20 protein-coding genes are annotated in these 18,738 nt (G+C 40.9%); 18 read left to right on the top strand and 2 right to left on the bottom strand.

What is annotated here, in order from left to right:
* Positions 1-21: 21 nt before the first annotated feature.
* The 18 genes from gmhB to queF all read left to right on the top strand — a co-directional run bounded on the left by gmhB (position 22) and on the right by queF (position 17,196).
* Positions 22-597 (top strand): D-glycero-beta-D-manno-heptose 1,7-bisphosphate 7-phosphatase, encoded by a 576-nt coding sequence (gene gmhB, locus IIB39_07940; GenBank protein ID MCH8928628.1) that lies wholly within the window; start codon positions 22-24, stop codon positions 595-597.
* Positions 590-2,152 carry a hypothetical protein gene (locus IIB39_07935; GenBank protein MCH8928627.1) on the top strand — a complete coding sequence of 521 codons (1,563 nt, stop codon included), beginning with the start codon at positions 590-592 and terminating at the stop codon, positions 2,150-2,152. Before gmhB ends, IIB39_07935 begins: the two co-directional genes overlap by 8 nt.
* A 10-nt stretch (positions 2,153-2,162) precedes the next feature.
* Positions 2,163-3,149: a D-alanine--D-alanine ligase gene (locus IIB39_07930; protein MCH8928626.1), complete on the top strand. Its 987-nt coding sequence runs from the start codon at positions 2,163-2,165 to the stop codon at positions 3,147-3,149.
* A 103-nt stretch (positions 3,150-3,252) separates the two neighbouring features.
* A complete protein-coding gene (locus IIB39_07925; GenBank protein ID MCH8928625.1) occupies positions 3,253-3,408 on the top strand; it encodes a hypothetical protein in 156 nt (51 codons plus the stop codon).
* Between the two features lie 450 nt (positions 3,409-3,858).
* Positions 3,859-4,551, top strand: coding sequence for a hypothetical protein (locus IIB39_07920; protein ID MCH8928624.1), 693 nt, complete (start codon positions 3,859-3,861; stop codon positions 4,549-4,551).
* A gap of 497 nt (positions 4,552-5,048) precedes the next feature.
* On the top strand, positions 5,049-6,002 hold the full coding sequence (locus IIB39_07915; GenBank protein ID MCH8928623.1) for a hypothetical protein: 954 nt from the start codon (positions 5,049-5,051) through the stop codon (positions 6,000-6,002).
* A gap of 52 nt (positions 6,003-6,054) precedes the next feature.
* Positions 6,055-7,737, top strand: a complete 1,683-nt coding sequence (locus IIB39_07910; GenBank protein MCH8928622.1) for an amidase — start codon at positions 6,055-6,057, stop codon at positions 7,735-7,737.
* Positions 7,738-7,758: 21 nt separating this feature from the next.
* A complete protein-coding gene (locus IIB39_07905; GenBank protein MCH8928621.1) occupies positions 7,759-9,897 on the top strand; it encodes a S9 family peptidase in 2,139 nt (712 codons plus the stop codon).
* Between the two features lie 425 nt (positions 9,898-10,322).
* The gene (locus IIB39_07900; GenBank protein ID MCH8928620.1) at positions 10,323-11,801 is read left to right on the top strand and encodes a cysteine--tRNA ligase; all 1,479 of its coding nucleotides are present in this window, start codon (positions 10,323-10,325) and stop codon (positions 11,799-11,801) included.
* A gap of 58 nt (positions 11,802-11,859) precedes the next feature.
* Entirely contained in the window at positions 11,860-12,552 is a 693-nt protein-coding gene (locus tag IIB39_07895; protein ID MCH8928619.1) for a YggS family pyridoxal phosphate-dependent enzyme, read from the top strand.
* Positions 12,553-12,562: 10 nt separating this feature from the next.
* Entirely contained in the window at positions 12,563-12,856 is a 294-nt protein-coding gene (locus tag IIB39_07890; GenBank protein ID MCH8928618.1) for a YggT family protein, read from the top strand.
* A gap of 15 nt (positions 12,857-12,871) precedes the next feature.
* Positions 12,872-13,495, top strand: a complete 624-nt coding sequence (locus tag IIB39_07885) for a DivIVA domain-containing protein (GenBank protein ID MCH8928617.1) — start codon at positions 12,872-12,874, stop codon at positions 13,493-13,495.
* The gene (locus IIB39_07880) at positions 13,488-14,255 is read left to right on the top strand and encodes a hypothetical protein (GenBank protein ID MCH8928616.1); all 768 of its coding nucleotides are present in this window, start codon (positions 13,488-13,490) and stop codon (positions 14,253-14,255) included. Before IIB39_07885 ends, IIB39_07880 begins: the two co-directional genes overlap by 8 nt.
* Positions 14,256-14,315: 60 nt before the next feature.
* Positions 14,316-14,759, top strand: a complete 444-nt coding sequence (locus tag IIB39_07875) for a single-stranded DNA-binding protein (GenBank protein MCH8928615.1) — start codon at positions 14,316-14,318, stop codon at positions 14,757-14,759.
* A 14-nt stretch (positions 14,760-14,773) separates the two neighbouring features.
* A complete protein-coding gene (locus IIB39_07870; GenBank protein ID MCH8928614.1) occupies positions 14,774-15,352 on the top strand; it encodes a biotin transporter BioY in 579 nt (192 codons plus the stop codon).
* An 80-nt stretch (positions 15,353-15,432) separates the two neighbouring features.
* Complete coding sequence (locus IIB39_07865; protein MCH8928613.1) at positions 15,433-16,071, top strand: radical SAM protein; 639 nt, start codon at positions 15,433-15,435, stop codon at positions 16,069-16,071.
* A 31-nt stretch (positions 16,072-16,102) separates the two neighbouring features.
* Entirely contained in the window at positions 16,103-16,795 is a 693-nt protein-coding gene (queC, locus tag IIB39_07860) for a 7-cyano-7-deazaguanine synthase QueC (GenBank protein ID MCH8928612.1), read from the top strand.
* Positions 16,792-17,196, top strand: coding sequence for an NADPH-dependent 7-cyano-7-deazaguanine reductase QueF (gene queF / locus IIB39_07855; protein ID MCH8928611.1), 405 nt, complete (start codon positions 16,792-16,794; stop codon positions 17,194-17,196). The genes queC and queF overlap by 4 nt, the downstream gene beginning before the upstream one ends.
* Before the next feature lie 132 nt (positions 17,197-17,328).
* Here the strand turns inward: queF and vsr are convergent, their stop codons facing one another.
* Together vsr and IIB39_07845 are read right to left on the bottom strand one after the other, a co-directional pair.
* Entirely contained in the window at positions 17,329-17,733 is a 405-nt protein-coding gene (vsr, locus tag IIB39_07850) for a DNA mismatch endonuclease Vsr (GenBank protein MCH8928610.1), read from the bottom strand.
* Positions 17,726-18,481, bottom strand: a complete 756-nt coding sequence (locus IIB39_07845) for a hypothetical protein (GenBank protein MCH8928609.1) — start codon at positions 18,479-18,481, stop codon at positions 17,726-17,728. Before IIB39_07845 ends, vsr begins: the two co-directional genes overlap by 8 nt.
* Between the last annotated feature and the right edge of the window lie 257 nt (positions 18,482-18,738).

Genomic DNA, 18,738 nt, shown 5'->3' with positions numbered 1-18,738 from the left:
GTAAATTACACGAACTTAGAAATGCCCCAATTAGACAAAAATAAGCAAATTATTTTCCTTGACAGGGATGGAGTTATCAATCGCGAGATTGATGGATACATAACTGACTGGTCACAATTTGAATTCCTACCGAACGCATTAGATTCATTAAAATATCTTAACGAGAATAGCTGGAGTGTAATTGTCATAACAAATCAGTCCGCAATCGATAGAGGTTACGCTACAGCAGAGGAAATTGATGAAATAATGGCGAAAATGATTTCTGAAGTGCAAGCAACCGGCGGCGATATTCTGGATGTTTTTTATTGCCCTCATACGCCGGAAGAGGGATGCAGTTGCCGGAAACCAAAGCCGGATCTGTTTTATCAAGCTGCTGAAAAATATGGGATTGATCTTTCTGATAAATGGTTTATCGGTGATAAATTGTCGGATGTAGAAGCGGCGAAGTCAGCGTCGCTGAAACCGATTTTGATAAAGGGAGGCAAGGAAGTAAAGGGACTTTCCGTGTCTGAAGATGACGCTGTGGCAATCGTAACTGATCTTTCTGAGGCAATTAAGTTTATAATGGCTGATTCAAAAGTGAGCGCAAATGCGTAAACTTGTTTTCGTTATTTTATTCGTCACAACCTATATTATTCCGAATATTAAACTCCACGCAGGAGTGAATGAAACGCTTCCAACCTACCACTGGGTATATGATTATGTGGAAGAATTGCGCCTGAGAGGATTTTTATTGGAATTGAATTTGGCTAAAAAACCCTTCTCAAGAGGTGAAGTGGCAAGCGAACTTGTGGATATGTTAATAGTCGGGTGGGCGATGGATGATATGCCGAAGGCTGTGTGGCTTTTAGATGAATTATATGCGGAATTTGCTTCGGAAATGAACCAATTGCGCAAAGGTAACGCTAATGATGAATTCTTCATCGGATTGCTGACTCAGGCAGGTCTCGAAGACGAAGGCAATGAAACCGACGACACCGGAAGCTTTCGAATTAAAGGCGGGTTTCAAGTCGGTGATAACTTCGCTGTAATAAATACAATGAATTTTGATTCAGATTTGGCGAATGATTCGACCTACATTGGGAGTACTTGGCGCGGTCTCTCAGCGTTTACCGAGCAAGCATACCTGCGTTATGAAACGGAGCGGTTCAGCATACTTTTCGGCAGAGACTTTCAAAGATGGGGAGTCGGAAGGGCGGGAACGCTTTTAATTTCAGACTATTCAAGACCGTTAGACCAGCTTTATGCTGAACTTAGAGTTGGGCCTGTAGAATTATCTTTCCTTGCTGCCGAGCTGGATAAAATAGCCGGTAAAAGAAGATTTATATCGGCTCATAGAGTTGATATTCATATAAGCAATTCGCTTAATATTGGTGTGTCTGAAATGCTGATTTATGGCGGTGTTAACGCAAGCCCATTGGCGGCATTCAGTAACCCCGCTCTGGTTTTTCATGGTGAAAATTTGAACGATGAAAATAACCAGGCGAATACTCTCGGCAGTATAGACTTACTCTGGTATCCAAAGAGAAACTGGCGTCTGTCAGCCGCTCTATTGATAGACGATGTCCAACTTGACAATAAGGAGATCGGCGATTTAGAACCAGACGAAATTGGAATAGTACTGGGATTGCGGAGGGCAAATCCGTTTAGCTTTGATGGCGTTGATCTGTGGGCTGAATATGTTAGGATTACCAACAGAACTTATACGACACCGAATATTGAAGAAACTCTGATTCATCGGAATAGACCGATCGGATATTTTCTCGGAAACGACTTCGACAGCTGGGAATTCGGAGCTTCCGCGTGGATAATGAAAGGGTTAAAGATTTCAACAGCGCTAACTTTTATCAGAGATGGAGAAGGCGGAATCAATGTACCCTTCAGCACACCCTGGACCGATGTAGACAATTTGGGGCTTCCGCTATATTCTGTTAGTGGGGGTTACTCGGAACCGTTTCCAACCGGAATCGTTCAGAATATAACTTCATTTGAGATAAAGGCGGAAAAAAGCGTATCGAATAGGCTCAGACTCAGATTTGAATACGAATATAGATCTATTGATAATTTCGGTAATGTGGAAGGAGCTGATGAAAGTGATAATAGGATTTTTATCGGATTCTGGTACGATTTTATAAAAACCGTAATGTTATAGGGATAAATAAATGAAGATAGTTGTCATTTGCGGGGGGTTTTCTCCAGAGCGCGAAGTATCTCTCGCTTCCGGAAGCGCTATTGGACGGGCATTAGTGAATTTGGGTCACGATGTCTCTCTGGCGGATCCGAAATTGGGGAAGAACCAGGAGTCATATGAATCTGATGTCTACAAAACAAAACCGGGAAGAAAGCCGCCCGATATCACGGAAGCTGATTATAGCAAAGCGATTGAGATGCTCAATACATCCATATTAAAAGAGGCTGAACTCGCATTTATCGCCCTTCACGGCACTTTTGGAGAGGATGGAATGATTCAAGCGCTGCTTGAAACGGCTGGTCTTAAATACACCGGTTCAGGGGTACTGGCAAGCGCCCTGGCAATGGATAAGGACAGGTCAAAAAAGATGTTTCAACGGGCTGGAATCCCGGTGCTTGACTGGACTATGGTAAGAGAGGGAAAAGTGGTGCACAGCGAGGAGGATATGGATTTTCCTATGGTTGTGAAGCCAAACGATCAAGGCTCAACAGTAGGTTTCAGCATTGTAAAAAGCTATGATGAACTTGATGCGGCGGCAGCTAAAGCGGCAAAACATTCATCTGATGTGATGGTTGAAAAATACATAAATGGCAGAGAATTGACAGTGGCTGTGATTGGAAACGAAGCTTTTCCAATAATTGAAATCAAGCCGAAAAACGAAATCTATGATTATGAGAGTAAATACACCCCCGGTATGACTAAGTATGTCTGCCCTGCGGAGCTACCCGAACAATTGGAAGTAGCAATTCAGTTAGCAGCCATAAAAGCATTCAATGCTCTTGGTTGCAGGGATTATGCCAGGGTAGATTTCTTGCTCGGTGATAAAGAAAGGTATTATTGTCTTGAAGTCAATACGCTGCCGGGTATGACGGAAACAAGCCTTGTACCAAAATCCGCCGAAGCTCTCGGGATGAGCTTTGATGTTTTGGTCGGAAAGCTATTGGAGCTGGCAACTTGATATTGCGCGTCAAATAGTCTAAATTTTTAAATATCTACCTAAGTTCAATATAAATAACACTATTCGGACGATTATTGTACACTTCAATAAAGGGAGCTAACAAATGGAACCTAAAAAAACGACAGGAGCCTGGCTCGGCGCGTTCGTAGCGATGTTTCTATTGAGTTATGTGTGGCATGATGTATTGATGGGGAGTTATTTAGCGAAAGTTTACGCGTCGGGTGCGACAACCCCTGAAGGTTCTGCATCAGAAGAATAATATATTTAAAGTAAAATTATTTATTTAATTGTGATTAAGGGCGGCAATTTTGCCGCCCTTATCTTATATTAAAATCAGCCGAATAATTTCTAATCAGAGTATTATGTAGGTATTGCGATCATATTTGTAATTCTTAAATTATTTGCGATTTCAGTTCTATTTTTAAACAGTTCAGAAAAAATCAATGCGCAATCAACCGGTAATATTCATTCGGGCAGAGGGGAACCTTTATCCACATCCACAACCAATGGAGGGTTTAGAGATTTTAACACCGGCTGGAAATGGATTGACAGAGATTGGGGGGCAGCGTTTGTACCCGGTATATATAAAAGCTATTCAAGCGTTTTTGTAGATACGGATAAGAAACGCGAAGCGATATTATGGGATGAAGATGAGATCGGATTATATAAGGACCTGGTAAAAAAATCTATAAAACCCGGGTTTTTGTTAATGGAAGTAACCGGATATCCAGTCGCGTCATTATCGGCATGGATGGAAGAGAAAAATAACGACGCCTACCACGATTTCGATTTGGGCGATAATTTTAACCTGTTAAAAAACTTTGCAGGAGGAAAACAAGAGCCGATATCCGCAAGTCTTTTTGTCGGTCAGCTTGCCACTTTTTGGGATTTGGACGAGAACGATGATTTAATGATTGCCGCGAAAGGAGCAAGCGGTGTAGTTATCACAGGTGGATTACACCAACTGTTCGACAATAGTTTCGTCAGGTCTAATTGGTTCAGAGTTGAATGGAAAGTTAAGGGAAACGGGGGATACCTAAATAAGAAATGGAATTGGGATTTAAAGGCGGGATTTCGACAGTACGGTTTAAGTGATATTCCCAATACAATTACCATAGTGTTAAAACGCTCGAGAAGAGAAAAATCCAAAACTGATTGGAGAATTTTGCATAACAGCAAGGTTTCCATTGAAATTGAATACCCTGTTACCGAATCGGAAGACGGATTTTCAAGAATTCTGGCGGCATATGGCAAATTTTTCCCGTTTATCGGGCATTTGGCAGGGATAGAATTTGGCTTATTGTTCGAAAATAGAAGGGAATATAGTTTTGAAACAAAAACATTCAGCATTGACAAGGAACGTCAATTTGAAATTTTCATCAAGCCTGTCATTTTCTTTTGAGAATGGGGGAATTGATATTCTTTTACCTTTCTTCTACTTGAAATCAAGTGAGATAACATATATCTTTTATGTCTAATATTAAAAACGAAATACCCGGAAAATTTTTAAGGAGAACTTTATTGAAAAAATTAATAAAAATTATTATCCTCTTGTCACTATTTGTTTTAATCGGATGCACGAAAGAATCAGTAAAAACGGAAGAAGTGGCAATGCCTCAAAGCATAGAGGAATCGATAAATAAATTTGCCGAATCATACGTTGGGATAATGCTCGGTATGGATATTCACGAACCGGGATATGTTGATGCTTACTACGGCCCGCAAGAATACAAAGATGATGCTATCGCAATTCAGAAGTCACTTGTAGATTTAAGGGCGGACGCCAAAGAAGTAATTGCCGGACTAAGCGAATTAGATGTGTCGGGAGAAGAAGAAATTTTACAGCTCCGGCATCAATACTTGATGAAGCAGTTGGAATCGGTAATGTCGCGGATTGATATGAATGAGGGAGTGAAATTCACATTCGAAAGGGAAGCAAAAGAAATATTCGATGTAACTCCTCCCGTATATCCCGAAAGTCACTTTAAAGAGATTGTCAGGGAAATCGGCGAAATGCTTCCCGGTACAGGCACGATTCAAGAACGGTTTAACACTTTTAGAAACGAATTTGTAATTCCTATTGATAAGCTCGACACAGTATTTGTAGCAGCCATAACTGAAGCACGAATTCGAACTTCAAAATATATCGAACTTCCTGAAAACGATAATTTTGAATTGGAATATGTGACCGGCAAGCCGTGGACAGGCTATAACTGGTATAAGGGCAACAGCCACAGCCTTATACAATTGAACACCGAATTCCCGCTTTATATTGACAGGGCTATTGACGTGGCGTGTCACGAAGGCTATCCGGGACACCACCTTTATAACGCACTATTAGAAAAAACATTGGCACGGGGGCGCGGTTGGGTGGAATTTACGGTCAACCCGCTTTACAGCCCCCAATCAATAATTTCCGAGGGAAGCGCCAATTTTGGCATTGAGGTAGTTTTTCCGGGAGAAGAGCGAGCCGTATTTGAGCGAGAAGTACTATTTCCGCTTGCCGGCTTGGATCCGAGCAGGGTGGAAGAATATTATAATGTAATCAATTTGGTCGCTAAACTTAATTACGTGTCAAACGAAGTTGCGAGGGGGTACTTGAACGGTGATGCAGATAGGTCTGAATCAGAAGAAATGTTCGTGAATCTTGCCCTAATGACGCCTGAAAGAGCCGCCCAGCGAGTACGGTTTATAGATAAATACAGGGCATATGTCATTAACTATAATTTAGGAAAAGATTTGGTAAGTGAGTATATAGAGTCCCGCGGAGGCAGTGCCGACAACCCGGAGAAACGCTGGGAAGAATTCATACTGCTGCTTTCTTCTCCAAGGCTTCCATCAAGTTTAAAATAGTTGATTATAGAAAAACAGTGACTGATTTGAATTTACATTCGAGGTACGAATGATGATAAAAGTTAATGGGAAAAAATTAATTTCTACATTAGGAGTAATTGTTTTGCTTACTCTTATAACTTCCACTTTTTACTACTCGCTGAAAGAAGAGGGGAATATTACGTCAGAAATAATTTCCGAGGCTTCTGAAATAATGGGGTTGAAATTTACACGCTCCGAAATAGATTCCATGCGCGGAGATTTGAACGACCTTCTGGGAAATTATGAGAAATTAAGGGAAATTGATCTGCCGAATTCTGTACCTCCGGCTTTTTCATTCAGCGCTATTCTGCCGGGTATGAAATTTAAAGAAAAACCACCGAATCTTAGTTATAAAAGACCTACGGGCGTCAGAAGACCTCAAAACCTTGAAGATGTTGCTTTCTGGACAGTTACTCGGCTGGCGGAGCTCATACGAACCGGGCAGGTCACGTCTGTTGAATTGACAGAAATGTACCTTAGCAGACTAAAAAAATATGGCTCAACGCTTCAGTGTGTGATAACACTAACCGAAGATCTTGCTATGAAACAGGCACGGCAAGCCGATGCCGACATACGGTCAGGAAATTATAAAGGTCCGCTCCACGGCATACCCTGGGGCGCTAAAGACCTGCTGGCTACTGACGGGATTAGAACGACATGGGGAGGAATGCCCTTCAGAGAGCAGCTTTTCGATTATGATGCTACAGTTGTGAAAAAACTCGAAGAAGCAGGCGCGATTCTCGTAGCAAAGCTCACGATGGGAGCATTAGCCTGGGGCGATGTTTGGTATGGTGGGAAAACTAAGAATCCATGGAACCTTGATGAAGGCTCAAGCGGTTCATCCGCCGGTCCCGGTGCCGCTACATCCGCCGGATTAGTGGGATTCGCAATAGGTTCAGAGACATGGGGTTCTATCATATCTCCCTCGACGAGAACAGGAGTCACGGGGCTGCGACCGACATACGGGATGGTTAGCCGTCACGGCGTGATGGCGTTGTCTTGGACGATGGACAAGCTGGGCCCAATGACGCGTTCGGTGAACGATGCCGCGTTGGTGTTTAATGAGATTTATGGTCCCGATGGATTGGACCTAACGGTGGAGGATATGCCGTTTAACTACAATCAAAAAGTAAACCTGAGAAAAATAAAGATAGGTTACCTGAAGTCTGAGTTTGAAAAAGAACGCGATCAGAAAAAAATTGACGATGAGGTTGTAGATGTTTTATGGTCTTTGGGCGCGGAGCTGATACCAATTGAATTACCTGATTTTCCTGTTTTTGATATAAGTTTCATACTCAGCGCGGAAGCAGCAGCGGCGTTTGATGAATTAACACGCTCGGGAGATGATGATTTACTTGTTCGCCAGATAAAACAAGCGTGGCCTAACGTATTCAGGCAGGCGAGATTGATTCCTGCTGTAGAATATATAAATGCTAACAGGGCAAGAACACTTTTGATGAGGCAAATGGAAGTATTATTCAAGGAAATAGATGTTTTCGTCGCTCCGACATTCGGAGGCAACAGCCTTCTTATGACGAATCTAACAGGACATCCGGCAGTAGTTGTGCCAAACGGTTTCAGGGAAAACAATACTCCAACGAGTATCACCTTTACAGGGAATCTGTACGAAGATGGAATGGTATTGGCTGTAGCCGGAGCGTATCAGGATGCAACAAGTTTTCATCTAAAACATCCTACGCTGCCGGAAAAATAATCAATTAAAAAAATGGATTTCATGAAAACAGAGATAATATCTGTGGTTTCAATAGTAATTGTTTCAATTGGGTGTTCAGCTGGAGAAAATATAATGACAGATAAAGCAAAAACACGTACGCCCCAACCGCCGATTGCTGATAAAATACCTAAAATAGAGACTTTGCACGGTCATGAGCGGGTAGATAATTATTATTGGTTGAGGGATAAAGATAATCCCAGGGTTATGGAATATCTGAATGCAGAAAATAAATATACCGATGAAATGACATCTCATACCAAAGAGCTTCAGGAATCGCTATATAAAGAAATGGTGGGAAGGATAAGAGAAACAGACCTTTCTGTCCCGGAAAAAAGGGGAGAATATTTTTATTACAATCGTACGGAGGAAGGAAAACAATATCCTATCTACGCGCGAAAAAAGGGCACGCTGGACGCCGAAGAAGAGGTTTTGCTTGACCAGAATAAGCTTGCTGAAGGATATGATTTTTTCGAAATCGGGGCGTTTGAAGTAAGTCCGGATCATAACCTGGTGGCGGTAACCATTGACAGCACCGGATCAGAGCGATATTTACTTCGCATAAAAAACCTGGAAACGGGAGAGTTTTATCCTGACGAAGTAAAAAATATCGGCGGATATTCGATTGAATGGGGCAACGACAATAAAACTCTCTTTTATAATACTTTGAATGAGGCGCATCGACCGGATAAGGTCTTCAGGCATAAGCTCGGCGAAAGCGGAGATTCCGACGAATTGGTCTATCACGAGAAAGATGAACAATATTTCCTTTCCCCGGGTAAAACGAAAGACGGAAAATTCCTGATTTTGAAGTCGGGTAGCGCCACGACAACGGAAGTCCGTTATCTTTCTGCGGATGAGCCTGAGGGCGAATTCAAGATATTCCATCCACGCCAACATATGATGGAATACTATGTTTATCATCATGCGGAAAAATTCTATGTAGTGACGAATGACGAAGCTTTAAACTTTAAACTGATGGAAGTTTCTGACGATAATCCCGGCAAGGAAAACTGGAAAGAGGTTTTGCCGCATCGGGAGGATGTGAAAATTGATTACGTTGATATGTTTGCCGGTCATATGGCGGTCTATGAACGAAAGGAGGGATTAAAACAGATTCGCGTAGTAGATATGAATAGCGGAACACACTATTATGTTGAATTTCCTGAACCCGTATATACTTTTAGCGCCAGAGGAAACAGGGAGTTTAACAAAAAGGAACTCCGGTTCACTTACACTTCAATGATCACGCCGAAAAGCGTCTATGATTATGATATGGGAACCAAAGAACAAAAGCTTTTAAAAGAATATGAAGTGCTTGGCGGTTATGATAAAAAGGATTATACAACGCGTCGTATTTTCGCCACCGCTGCAGACGGGAAAAGCATCCCGATTTCGATTGTATACCGGAACGATTATGTTAAAGATGGAAGCCGTCCAGCCTTGTTATATGGCTACGGTTCGTATGGGTCAAGTAGAGAGCCCTCATTTGATTCGAATATATTGTCGCTGTTAGACAGAGGATTTGTTTACGCAATAGCGCATATTCGTGGCGGCGGAGAGATGGGAAGAGTATGGCATGATGACGGAAAGTTGAAAAATAAGATAAATACGTTTACTGATTTCATCGCTTGTGCGGAATATTTGATAGCTGAAAAATATACGAATAAAGATAAATTGGCTATCTCCGGCGGAAGCGCAGGCGGGTTGCTGATGGGAGCCGTTACCAATATGAAGCCGGAATTATTTGAGCTGGTTATCGCAAGTGTGCCGTTTGTGGACGTGATAAATACTATGCTGGATGAAACGATTCCGCTTACGGCGATCGAGTGGGAAGAATGGGGTAATCCGAAAGTAAAAGAAGATTACGATTATATGGTGAAATATTCTCCATATGATAATGTGGTCGAAAAGGATTATCCGAATATGTTTATCAAGGCTGGTTTGAACGACCCACGTGTGGGATATTGGGAGCCGGCAAAATGGACAGCGAAGCTGAGGGAGCTTAAGACCGATGATAACCTGCTGATACTTGAAACAAAAATGGGAGCAGGTCATATGGGAGCATCGGGCAGATATGATTATCTAAGAGAAAAGGCATTTGAGTTTGCTGTTTTGCTTGATGTATTAGGAATAGAATAACGGTTTATGTATAAACTGTTATTTCAAACGCTATTTGTTTATAATACACTATATGTAAACTAAATTCACTAATCATATCTATATATAGTAGTATTATAGATTTGAAAAAATAATTATTCACAGATTCCTATCTTAATAAGCTAATAAACAGAAAATTTTCGCTACTGCTTTCAGTCCGATTTATAGTTTATACATAAACTAATAATATGGGCGTAATATGTTCATTATATACTATGTATAGATATATTAAAATATAAAACCAACATAATGTATATAATTTTAAATAACAATAGTAAGCTTTATGAAGTTATTGCACCAACACCATTAAGAATTTATCATTATATAGCTTAAATCCATTATAATCATAATCAGTCTAAGCTTAAACTAAATTGGTCTCATATTTTATTTGTATAAGCATTTAAGATATGGTAATATTAAATGTGGCTCTAAAACTTTATAACACCCTTACTCGAAAGAAGGAATTATTCACACCTTTGATAAAGGGGGAAGTGAAAATGTATGCCTGCGGACCAACGGTTTACGATTACCCTCATATTGGAAATTACCGCGCCTATGTGTTTGAGGATCTTCTCAGAAGATATCTTGAGTACAGCGGATATAAGGTAAAATTAGTTATGAACATCACCGATATTGATGATAAGACCATCGCCGCATCCGGTGGAAATTTAGAAGAGCTGAACAGATTCACAAAGAAATATGAAACAGATTTTTTAGGCGGACTTAAAACTCTCAAGATAAAAGAAGCGGATCTTTATCCGAGAGCGACAGAGACGATAGATGAAATGGTTGCCCTAATCACCAGTCTCCTCGAAAAAGAATTTGCGTATAAATCAGATGACGGTTCGATATATTTTTCGATAGATAAATATCCCGATTATGGAAAGCTTGTACACCTTAATCCCGAAGATATGCGTTCCGGCGAGAGAGTTCAGGACGATGAATACGAAAAAGGCGGCGCGCGCGATTTCGTGCTCTGGAAAGCCTGGAAAGAAAGTGATGGGGGGATTTTTTGGGAAACTTCGCTTGGAAAGGGTCGCCCCGGCTGGCATATAGAATGCTCGGCAATGTCTATGACTCACCTTGGCGAGCAGATAGATATTCACTGCGGTGGCGTGGATAACATTTTTCCCCATCATGAAAATGAAATTGCTCAAAGCGAAGCTGCCACGGGAAGCAAGTTTGTCAGTTATTGGGTTCATTGCGCACACCTGATTTTAGATGGTGAAAAAATGTCGAAATCGCAGGGAAACATCAAACTATTGGATGAATTGATTGAGGAGGGACATTCTCCAGAGGCAATAAGGCTTGCACTATTATCCACTCATTACCGCTCACAGCTTGACTTGACTGCCGAACTGCTAAATGATGCCGATGGGAAGATCAAAAGGATAAAAAGTTTCCTAGCTTCAATGAAAAGAGTAGAAGGGGATAATAGTAATGTCAAAATCAAAGAAAAGCTAGCGGAATACACTTCAAAATTTGAGCAGGCACTTGACGACAATCTTTATGTTACCGGAGCATTTAATGCTGTATTTGGTATGATTGGAGAGATGAACCGGTTAAGAGATAAGGGCAAATTAGGCAAACAAAGCGCTTTGGAAATAATAGAAACGTTCGGAAAATTTGATCAAGTACTTAACTTGAACCCAATGGAACAAATTGAAATAAATGACAACATAAGAATATCAGATGGATTAGAAATTACTATTGAAACAAGGGGAGGGAAACCGCCTCCACATATCCAAGAAATGGCTAAGCAAAGAGCCGCAGCAAGAAACGCAAAAAAATGGGAAGAAGCTGATAAATTACGAGAGGAAATGGCTGTTGAGGGTTGGCAGATGGAGGACATAAAAAATCGTATTGTGCTTAAAAAGAAAGAATAGTTGCAGCCCAAACCGCTTGATTTTTGCGATAGATAAAAATATATTAACGTAACCTAAATTGAATGTTACAACGTTTTCTATAATAGACAATATACGGCACACACTTGACAGAGTGAGGGCAGCCGAGCAGCATTCCGGTAGAGAGACCGGAAAAGTCAGGGTGGTCGGAATAACGAAAACATTAGGTCCTGAGGTTATTCGGGAAGCGATTAGCGAGGGTATAACGGAAATAGGTGAGAATCGGGTGCAGGAAGCGGCGTGGAAATTTTCGGAAGTGGAGGGAGAATTCAAAAAACATTTGGTTGGTCACCTGCAAACCAATAAAGTTAAAAAAGCTGTGGAGCTATTCGATGTGATACATTCTGTAGATAGCTTGAAACTTGCCTCTAAGATTGCCGACCAGAACGCTGTGGGGAAAGAACTGCTTTTGGAAGTGAACACTTCAGGCGAAAGTACTAAATTCGGAGTAGAACCGGACAGTGTAATAGACATTCTGTCTGAAATATCCGAAACCGCGGGTCTAAATATCGACGGATTGATGACCATTGGTCCGCACACGGATGACGAGAATGAAATTCGAACGGCATTTAAAAAATTGAAACGGCTTTATGACAAAGCGGCTAAATCTGAGATTGACGGTATAGAGATGAAAAGTCTGTCAATGGGAATGACTAACGATTTTGAAATAGCAATTGAAGAGGGCGCTACGATGGTTCGAATCGGTCGTGCGCTTTTCGGCGAGCGTAAATGATGGAGGGTAGATGGTAGTTATAGGCAATTTATTAGTGGCAATCGGAAAGATTTTGGATTTGATTATAAGCGTAGGATACGTCTTATTTATTATACGGGCAGTCATCTCGTGGATTGAGGTTGATAAAAGCAGCCAATATTACAGTTTTTTAATAAATGTAACCGAACCGGTTCTTGAACCTATTAGAAAGTATTTGCCGGGTGGAGCAATGGATTTTTCACCAATGGCGGCAATGTTAATTCTTTATTTCGCTGATATATTCGTTGTCGAAAGCCTTCTCGATATCGGATTCAGGCTTAAGTAAGGCTGGAGGTTACCATTGAAACTTACACCGATTGACATACGGAAATGGGAATTTAAAAAAGGAATACGCGGATACGATAAGTACGAGGTACAGGCATTCCTCGAACTTGCGGCGGAAGAATTTGAAAAATTGCAGCAAGACCGCAGGGAGTTTGAGCAAAAGAGCAAACGCCTCGAAAAGGAAATAGAAGAGTATAGAAGGGTGGAAAAAAGTCTTCAGGATACTCTCGTAAGCGCTAAAGAAACCACAGACCGCTTAATGGAAAATTCCAGAAAGGAAGCGGAGCTTATTGTGGGCGATGCGGAGCTTCACGCCGATAAAATATTGGAAGGTGCGAGAAAAAAAGCATCGAGAATTGAAGATGAGATTACAAGATTAACGGTCTTAAGAGATTCATTTGCGGTCAAACTGAAGAGCATCCTAAGTTCTCAGGTTGAACTGTTGGAAATGTTTGGCGAGGTTAACGTCGAAGAAAAAGAGTTTCGAATTGTTGAAAACAGTGCGGAAGAGATAGCTGAGGTCAAGGAAAAAATAGTTGACGACTTGGAAGAATCTCCTGCTTCAGATCCTGAAAACGAAAGCGAAAGCAGTCCTTTCGAAGACGTTACTGATGACGTAGTTGAAGAGAAAAGTGAATGATTTAAACCTCTACGAACGGTTTTTATCAGCCTCAGAGGCAATCCGAAGTAGGTTCCAATATGAAAGTAATAGAGCGTTTTTTCTCGGGAATAACCAGCTACCGACTATAAAATTTTCCGCGGATAATTTCATTCAGTATTCAACCCTGCCCGGTCTTGATGACCAAAAGATCAGAGCCGGTGGAATTTATTTCGGAGAATTAGCTCCGGGAGCGCTCGTTGTTACAGAGCCGGTGTTTGAATCCGGAATTCGATATGATGTGCGGCTCAAGGCTCTCGGCATAAGATTACTACAGCTGTTAGGTATTGAAGAACTGATCGTTTTTGGAAAAGGCGAACAGTTGAAGGGCGACGCAATTGAAGAACAGTTGTTTTGGGCGGAAGATCATATAAACCTTTCAGGCAGCAATCCATTGGTAGGAGCCAACGTTGATGAATTTGGAGAGCGATTTCCTGATATGACCGGGGTTTATGATTCGGAATTGACCACTGAAGGGATAAAGGTGACGGAAAATTTGGGAGTAAACACAAAGAAAGGAGTCTGGGCGTCAGATTGGAACGAAAAATTTCTGCCGGAAAATCTCATTGACACATTACTCAAGATAAAAGTTGATGTTATCAGCAACCAGGGGATGCAGGAAGTTATTACGGCAGCACATGGTAAAACGAGAACCGCATTGACCCTTTTTATTAATGTTGGTGAAAAAGAAGATGAATTGCTCTATAAAATGCTTAGAAGCCTCAGCTCCGGAAGCAAATAGCTTGCTGTTTTATTCATCATCTCGTAAATTTTTAATTCAAATTATATAATGGAGTAAGCTATGGCATATGCTGTCAGTAGTATGAACAAAGTGATTTTAATCGGACGCCTCGGTAATGATCCTGAACTGAAATACACCCCAAATGGCACGGCACAAGCACAAATTAGTCTTGCCACATCAGAAAAATGGAAAGATAGTGACGGTAATCAGAAGGAAAAGACCGAATGGCACAGAATCGTTGCCTGGCGGCGACAAGCAGAATTTGTTGGGGAATGGCTCAAAAAGGGTCAATTGGTGTCTATTGAGGGAAAGCTCCAAACTCGTTCGTGGGAGCAGGACGGGCAGAAAAAGTATATGACTGAAATCGTTGCTGATACTATAACTATGCTCGGCTCGCGCGCAGAAGGTGGCAGCGGAAGCAGTGCCGGGGGTCCTCCAAAAACTCAGGAGCCGCCGGCATCAACAGACAACATTGATGATGACGACGATGATCTGCCATTTTAACGAAGGAGAAGTAATTGAATCAGAACATTAGATCAATTTTCACGAAGGCGAAAACAATAGAGCAGGGCGATATATTGAGAATCGGTCTGCCTGTGGCTGGATTTGCTCTTCTCACCGCGATTGCCGCTCTTATTCGTATCCCGCTGCCATTCACACCGATACCTATTACGATGCAAACGTTTGTCGTACTCCTTTCAGGAGTTATACTCGGTGGTAGAAAAGGTTCGATGTCCCAGATTATATACGTATCAGCCGGAGTTATCGGATTACCAATATTTGCCGGTATGACATCAGGATTAGCATTGTTATCAGGAGCTACGGGCGGATTTCTTGCAGGGTTTATTGTTGCGCCCAAGGTAGTCGGGTTAATCTTAGGAGAGTCGAAAGAACGAAGTCGATTGATTATTGCCTTAATTGCAGGAACGGTAACTATTTTTCTTTTAGGCAACCTCTGGTTATTGATTATAATGAATGGAGCTGTTGCTAAAACACTATCACTTGGATTCATACCGTTTCTACCGGGCGCAGCGGTAAAAATAGGATTGGTTATTGCTGTTGTGGAAGCTATGAGATTTCGTAACAAGAATAAGTAATATAACGGTGTTAATGTATTCAGGGGCGCAAGCTGCGCCCCTTTTTTTCGGTTGGATTATACCGTAGGAATGAACAAAATTTGTTGAAGATATACGAGATATACACGAGTATTCAGGGAGAATCAAGTTATCAGGGATTACCTTGCGTTTTTATTCGTTTAAGCGGATGTAATTTGCGCTGCGCCTGGTGCGACACGGCGTATGCGTTTTTCGGCGGGGAAGAGAAAAGCATAAAAGAGATAATGGCTGAAGTAAAAGAGGCCGGTCCGCTTTTGGTGGAATTAACCGGCGGAGAACCGCTGATGCAGGGTGAGTGTTACGCCTTAATGAAAAAGCTTTGCGACAAGGAGTACGAAGTGTTACTGGAGACAGGCGGTTCAATAGATACTAAGGAAGTTGACCCGCGGGTCAAAAAAATTATTGACTTCAAGACCCCTTCAAGTCTTATGGTGGATGAAAACAATTGGGATAACTTATCAAGACTTAATCCGGGTGATGAACTGAAATTTGTTATCGGAGACAGAGCCGATTACATGTGGGCTTTGAATATTATCAAAGAAAACGGTCTTGAGGAAAAAACTATCGTTAATCTCTCTCCCGTGCACGGTGTGCTGAGTCCCTCCGAGTTAGCAAAATGGATGTTAGATGATAAAATAGATGTTCGGATGAATGTGCAGATTCATAAATATATCTGGGGAGAACAGACTCTCGGGGTGTGAGCATTTTTAATAAATTGATATTGATAAAGTGATTGACAAAAATTTAGCAATAGTGGCAGTATCCGGTGGGCTGGATTCAGCTGTTGCAACAGCAGTGGCTGCGGAAAGTCATGAGCTGGCTCTGATGCACATCAATTATGGCAACCTAACGGAAAAACGTGAGTTAGAAGCATTTCATCATATTGCCGATTATTACAATATCGATAAGAGGTTTGTGGCGGATATTGACCATCTAAGGAAAATCGGTACATCGAGTCTTACCGACAAAAATATTCCTGTGGAAGATTTCAGTGGAAAGAATATAGGTATTCCGCTGACATACGTTCCGTTTCGCAATGCTAATATTCTTTCAATCGCTGTTTCGTGGGGAGAGGCAACGGGAGCCGCGTCTATCTATGTGGGGATGATGGAGGAAGACAGCGCAGGCTATCCTGATTGTACGGAAGAATTTATTGAAGCATTCAATCAGATGATAGAAATCGGTACTCGACCGGAGACAAAAATCAAACTTATAGCGCCGCTTATACATATGAGCAAGGGTGATGTAATCAGAAAGGGTATAGAACTTGGAGCGCCTTTTGATCTGAGTTGGTCATGTTACAAAAATGAGGATAAAGCATGCGGAGTTTGTGAATCATGCGTTCTGAGACTAAACGGCTTTAAAGATGCAGGAATTGAGGATCCGATAGTCTATATTAATAACGATGAGGAATCAGAGAGTTGAAGGATAAAGAGAAAGAAATTATAGGCGATTTTAAGTCGCCGGATTCGGTCCGCCCGGACATTTTAGAAACTTTTGAATACGAATATCCCGAAACGGATGTAGGTCTCGACATCAGCACTGATGAATTTACCTGCGTCTGCCCGAAGAGCGGACTTCCTGATTTTGCTACCATAACGATTAACTACTTGCCGGATAAAAAATGTGTGGAGCTCAGAAGTCTGAAATTTTATCTGATGTCGTATCGCAATGTGGGAATTTTTCATGAGCATGTGGTGAACAGAATCCTCGGAGATTTCGTGGAAGCTGTGGAACCTAAAATGGTAACAGTTTACGGCGATTTCAAGATTCGAGGCGGGCTGCATACAACTTCGGAAGTTTCATGGGAGAAAGGCGCGGCATAGGTTTGTAATCATTACGCCGACGGATGTTCATTTCAGCAGGTCAAAAGATTGGTTACTAAGGTAGGATGAGAATTAGTCCATGCAATAAATTCTTAATCTATAATATCGTGGAAAACTTATCTTAAAAGCCGATCAAAATAATAATTTAGTAACAACTTTTTGGCTTAAAATTTTTTGTTTTATCTTACATTCCCAAAGCCTTAACACATCCCAACCATCTTCAATTAGACTTTCTGTAACTAATTTGTCTCGTTTTTTATTTCGTGATATCTTTTCTATCCAATAATTTTTATTAGTAGCAGGAATTAGCTTTCTGCAGTCATGACCATGCCAGAAACATCCATCAGCAAATAAAACAATTCTTTTCTTCGGAAACACAAAATCAGGATTCCCAAATAAACCATATTTTCTGCGCCAGCCACTAATACCGTATAGTTTAAAGGTTTTTATAAGTTTAAGTTCAGTTGATTTATTCCCGGAAGATTTTACAGAAGTCATTATTTCTGAACGCTTTTCTCTTGTAAATGTATCAACCATTTGAAGTACTCACTTTAATCCAATTATTATCAAATCCAATCCCATCTAATATCAAGTCCTTATCAAGCTTGTTTGGTAATTTGATATTTATTATTAAAAAATCTGATGGCAATTTTTCAATAATTGTAAATTGAGACCCATGAGGTTGCCAAGTAAATTTATGTGAATTAGTGATTTTATCATTGCCTTCCAAATTTTTATTTTTATTCCATGCCCAAGTAAATAATTCTGGTTCATATCGTATGGTATCATATTCGAATACTACCACTTCAGATAGGTCGTTCGATTTTACTAATACAATAGTCCTGAGATGTTTAAACTTTTCTCGTAATGATGATACACGTTCATTCCAAATTGTCAATATTTGCTCGCCCAATTCCATAGGATCAGCTTCAATTGATATATTAGATTCTCCATATGAATATATAGGTGAGTTTCTTCCCGAAATAAGGCGAACTTTTTTTGCCTTCGAAGGATTTATATTTTTTACTGTTTTAGCACCCCAAGCGCAGGAACCCAATATTACATCGTCAAGACCTATGTTTGATGGTTTCCATGTGGCGCCGATACAATTTGAAAACATTTCTTCCCATTCTTCACCAGCAATTGCAGGTCGTCCTTTGGTAGCGAGTAGGTAAACAATTTCACGACCAAGATTCAATCCAAAGTTTTTCGGAAAATTATTAAGTAGATAAGGTGGTTTTACCTTATCTACTGTGCGTAAACGAGGTGATTTTTTCTTTTTCATAATATTTAATTAATCTCTTAAAAATTTTAAAAGAGTCTTTTTCAGTAGATAGTAAAAGTTCTTCAATAGAAAAAGGAATTTTTTTATTTATATCTAAAATTTTAGGTGCAAATCCTTTTTTTTCTATTTTTTTTTGATATTTTTGGCTAGAGTGCAGAGGCTTTTAATAACTTCCGCTGTTCTGGATTTCAGAATGGCTTGTAATTTACTCAGGACTCTTTGATGGCCAAGGTTCCCAGGCGCCAGCGGGCAGGCGT

Source organism: Candidatus Neomarinimicrobiota bacterium, from assembly GCA_022573815.1.
Lineage (GTDB): Bacteria > Fidelibacterota > SORT01 > SORT01 > SORT01 > JACZTG01.
The sequence above is the reverse complement of the archived record's forward strand: the minus strand, read 5'-3'. Positions and strand labels throughout refer to the sequence as shown.

Coding starts and splice junctions, on each gene's coding strand:
- gmhB (MCH8928628.1), top strand. CDS start 22: ATGCCCCAATTAGACAAAAATAAGCAAATTATTTTCCTTGACAGGGAT.
- IIB39_07935 (MCH8928627.1), top strand. CDS start 590: ATGCGTAAACTTGTTTTCGTTATTTTATTCGTCACAACCTATATTATT.
- IIB39_07930 (MCH8928626.1), top strand. CDS start 2,163: ATGAAGATAGTTGTCATTTGCGGGGGGTTTTCTCCAGAGCGCGAAGTA.
- IIB39_07925 (MCH8928625.1), top strand. CDS start 3,253: ATGGAACCTAAAAAAACGACAGGAGCCTGGCTCGGCGCGTTCGTAGCG.
- IIB39_07920 (MCH8928624.1), top strand. CDS start 3,859: ATGGAAGTAACCGGATATCCAGTCGCGTCATTATCGGCATGGATGGAA.
- IIB39_07915 (MCH8928623.1), top strand. CDS start 5,049: ATGAATGAGGGAGTGAAATTCACATTCGAAAGGGAAGCAAAAGAAATA.
- IIB39_07910 (MCH8928622.1), top strand. CDS start 6,055: ATGATAAAAGTTAATGGGAAAAAATTAATTTCTACATTAGGAGTAATT.
- IIB39_07905 (MCH8928621.1), top strand. CDS start 7,759: ATGAAAACAGAGATAATATCTGTGGTTTCAATAGTAATTGTTTCAATT.
- IIB39_07900 (MCH8928620.1), top strand. CDS start 10,323: ATGGTAATATTAAATGTGGCTCTAAAACTTTATAACACCCTTACTCGA.
- IIB39_07890 (MCH8928618.1), top strand. CDS start 12,563: ATGGTAGTTATAGGCAATTTATTAGTGGCAATCGGAAAGATTTTGGAT.
- IIB39_07875 (MCH8928615.1), top strand. CDS start 14,316: ATGGCATATGCTGTCAGTAGTATGAACAAAGTGATTTTAATCGGACGC.
- vsr (MCH8928610.1), bottom strand. CDS start 17,733: ATGGTTGATACATTTACAAGAGAAAAGCGTTCAGAAATAATGACTTCT.
- IIB39_07845 (MCH8928609.1), bottom strand. CDS start 18,481: ATGAAAAAGAAAAAATCACCTCGTTTACGCACAGTAGATAAGGTAAAA.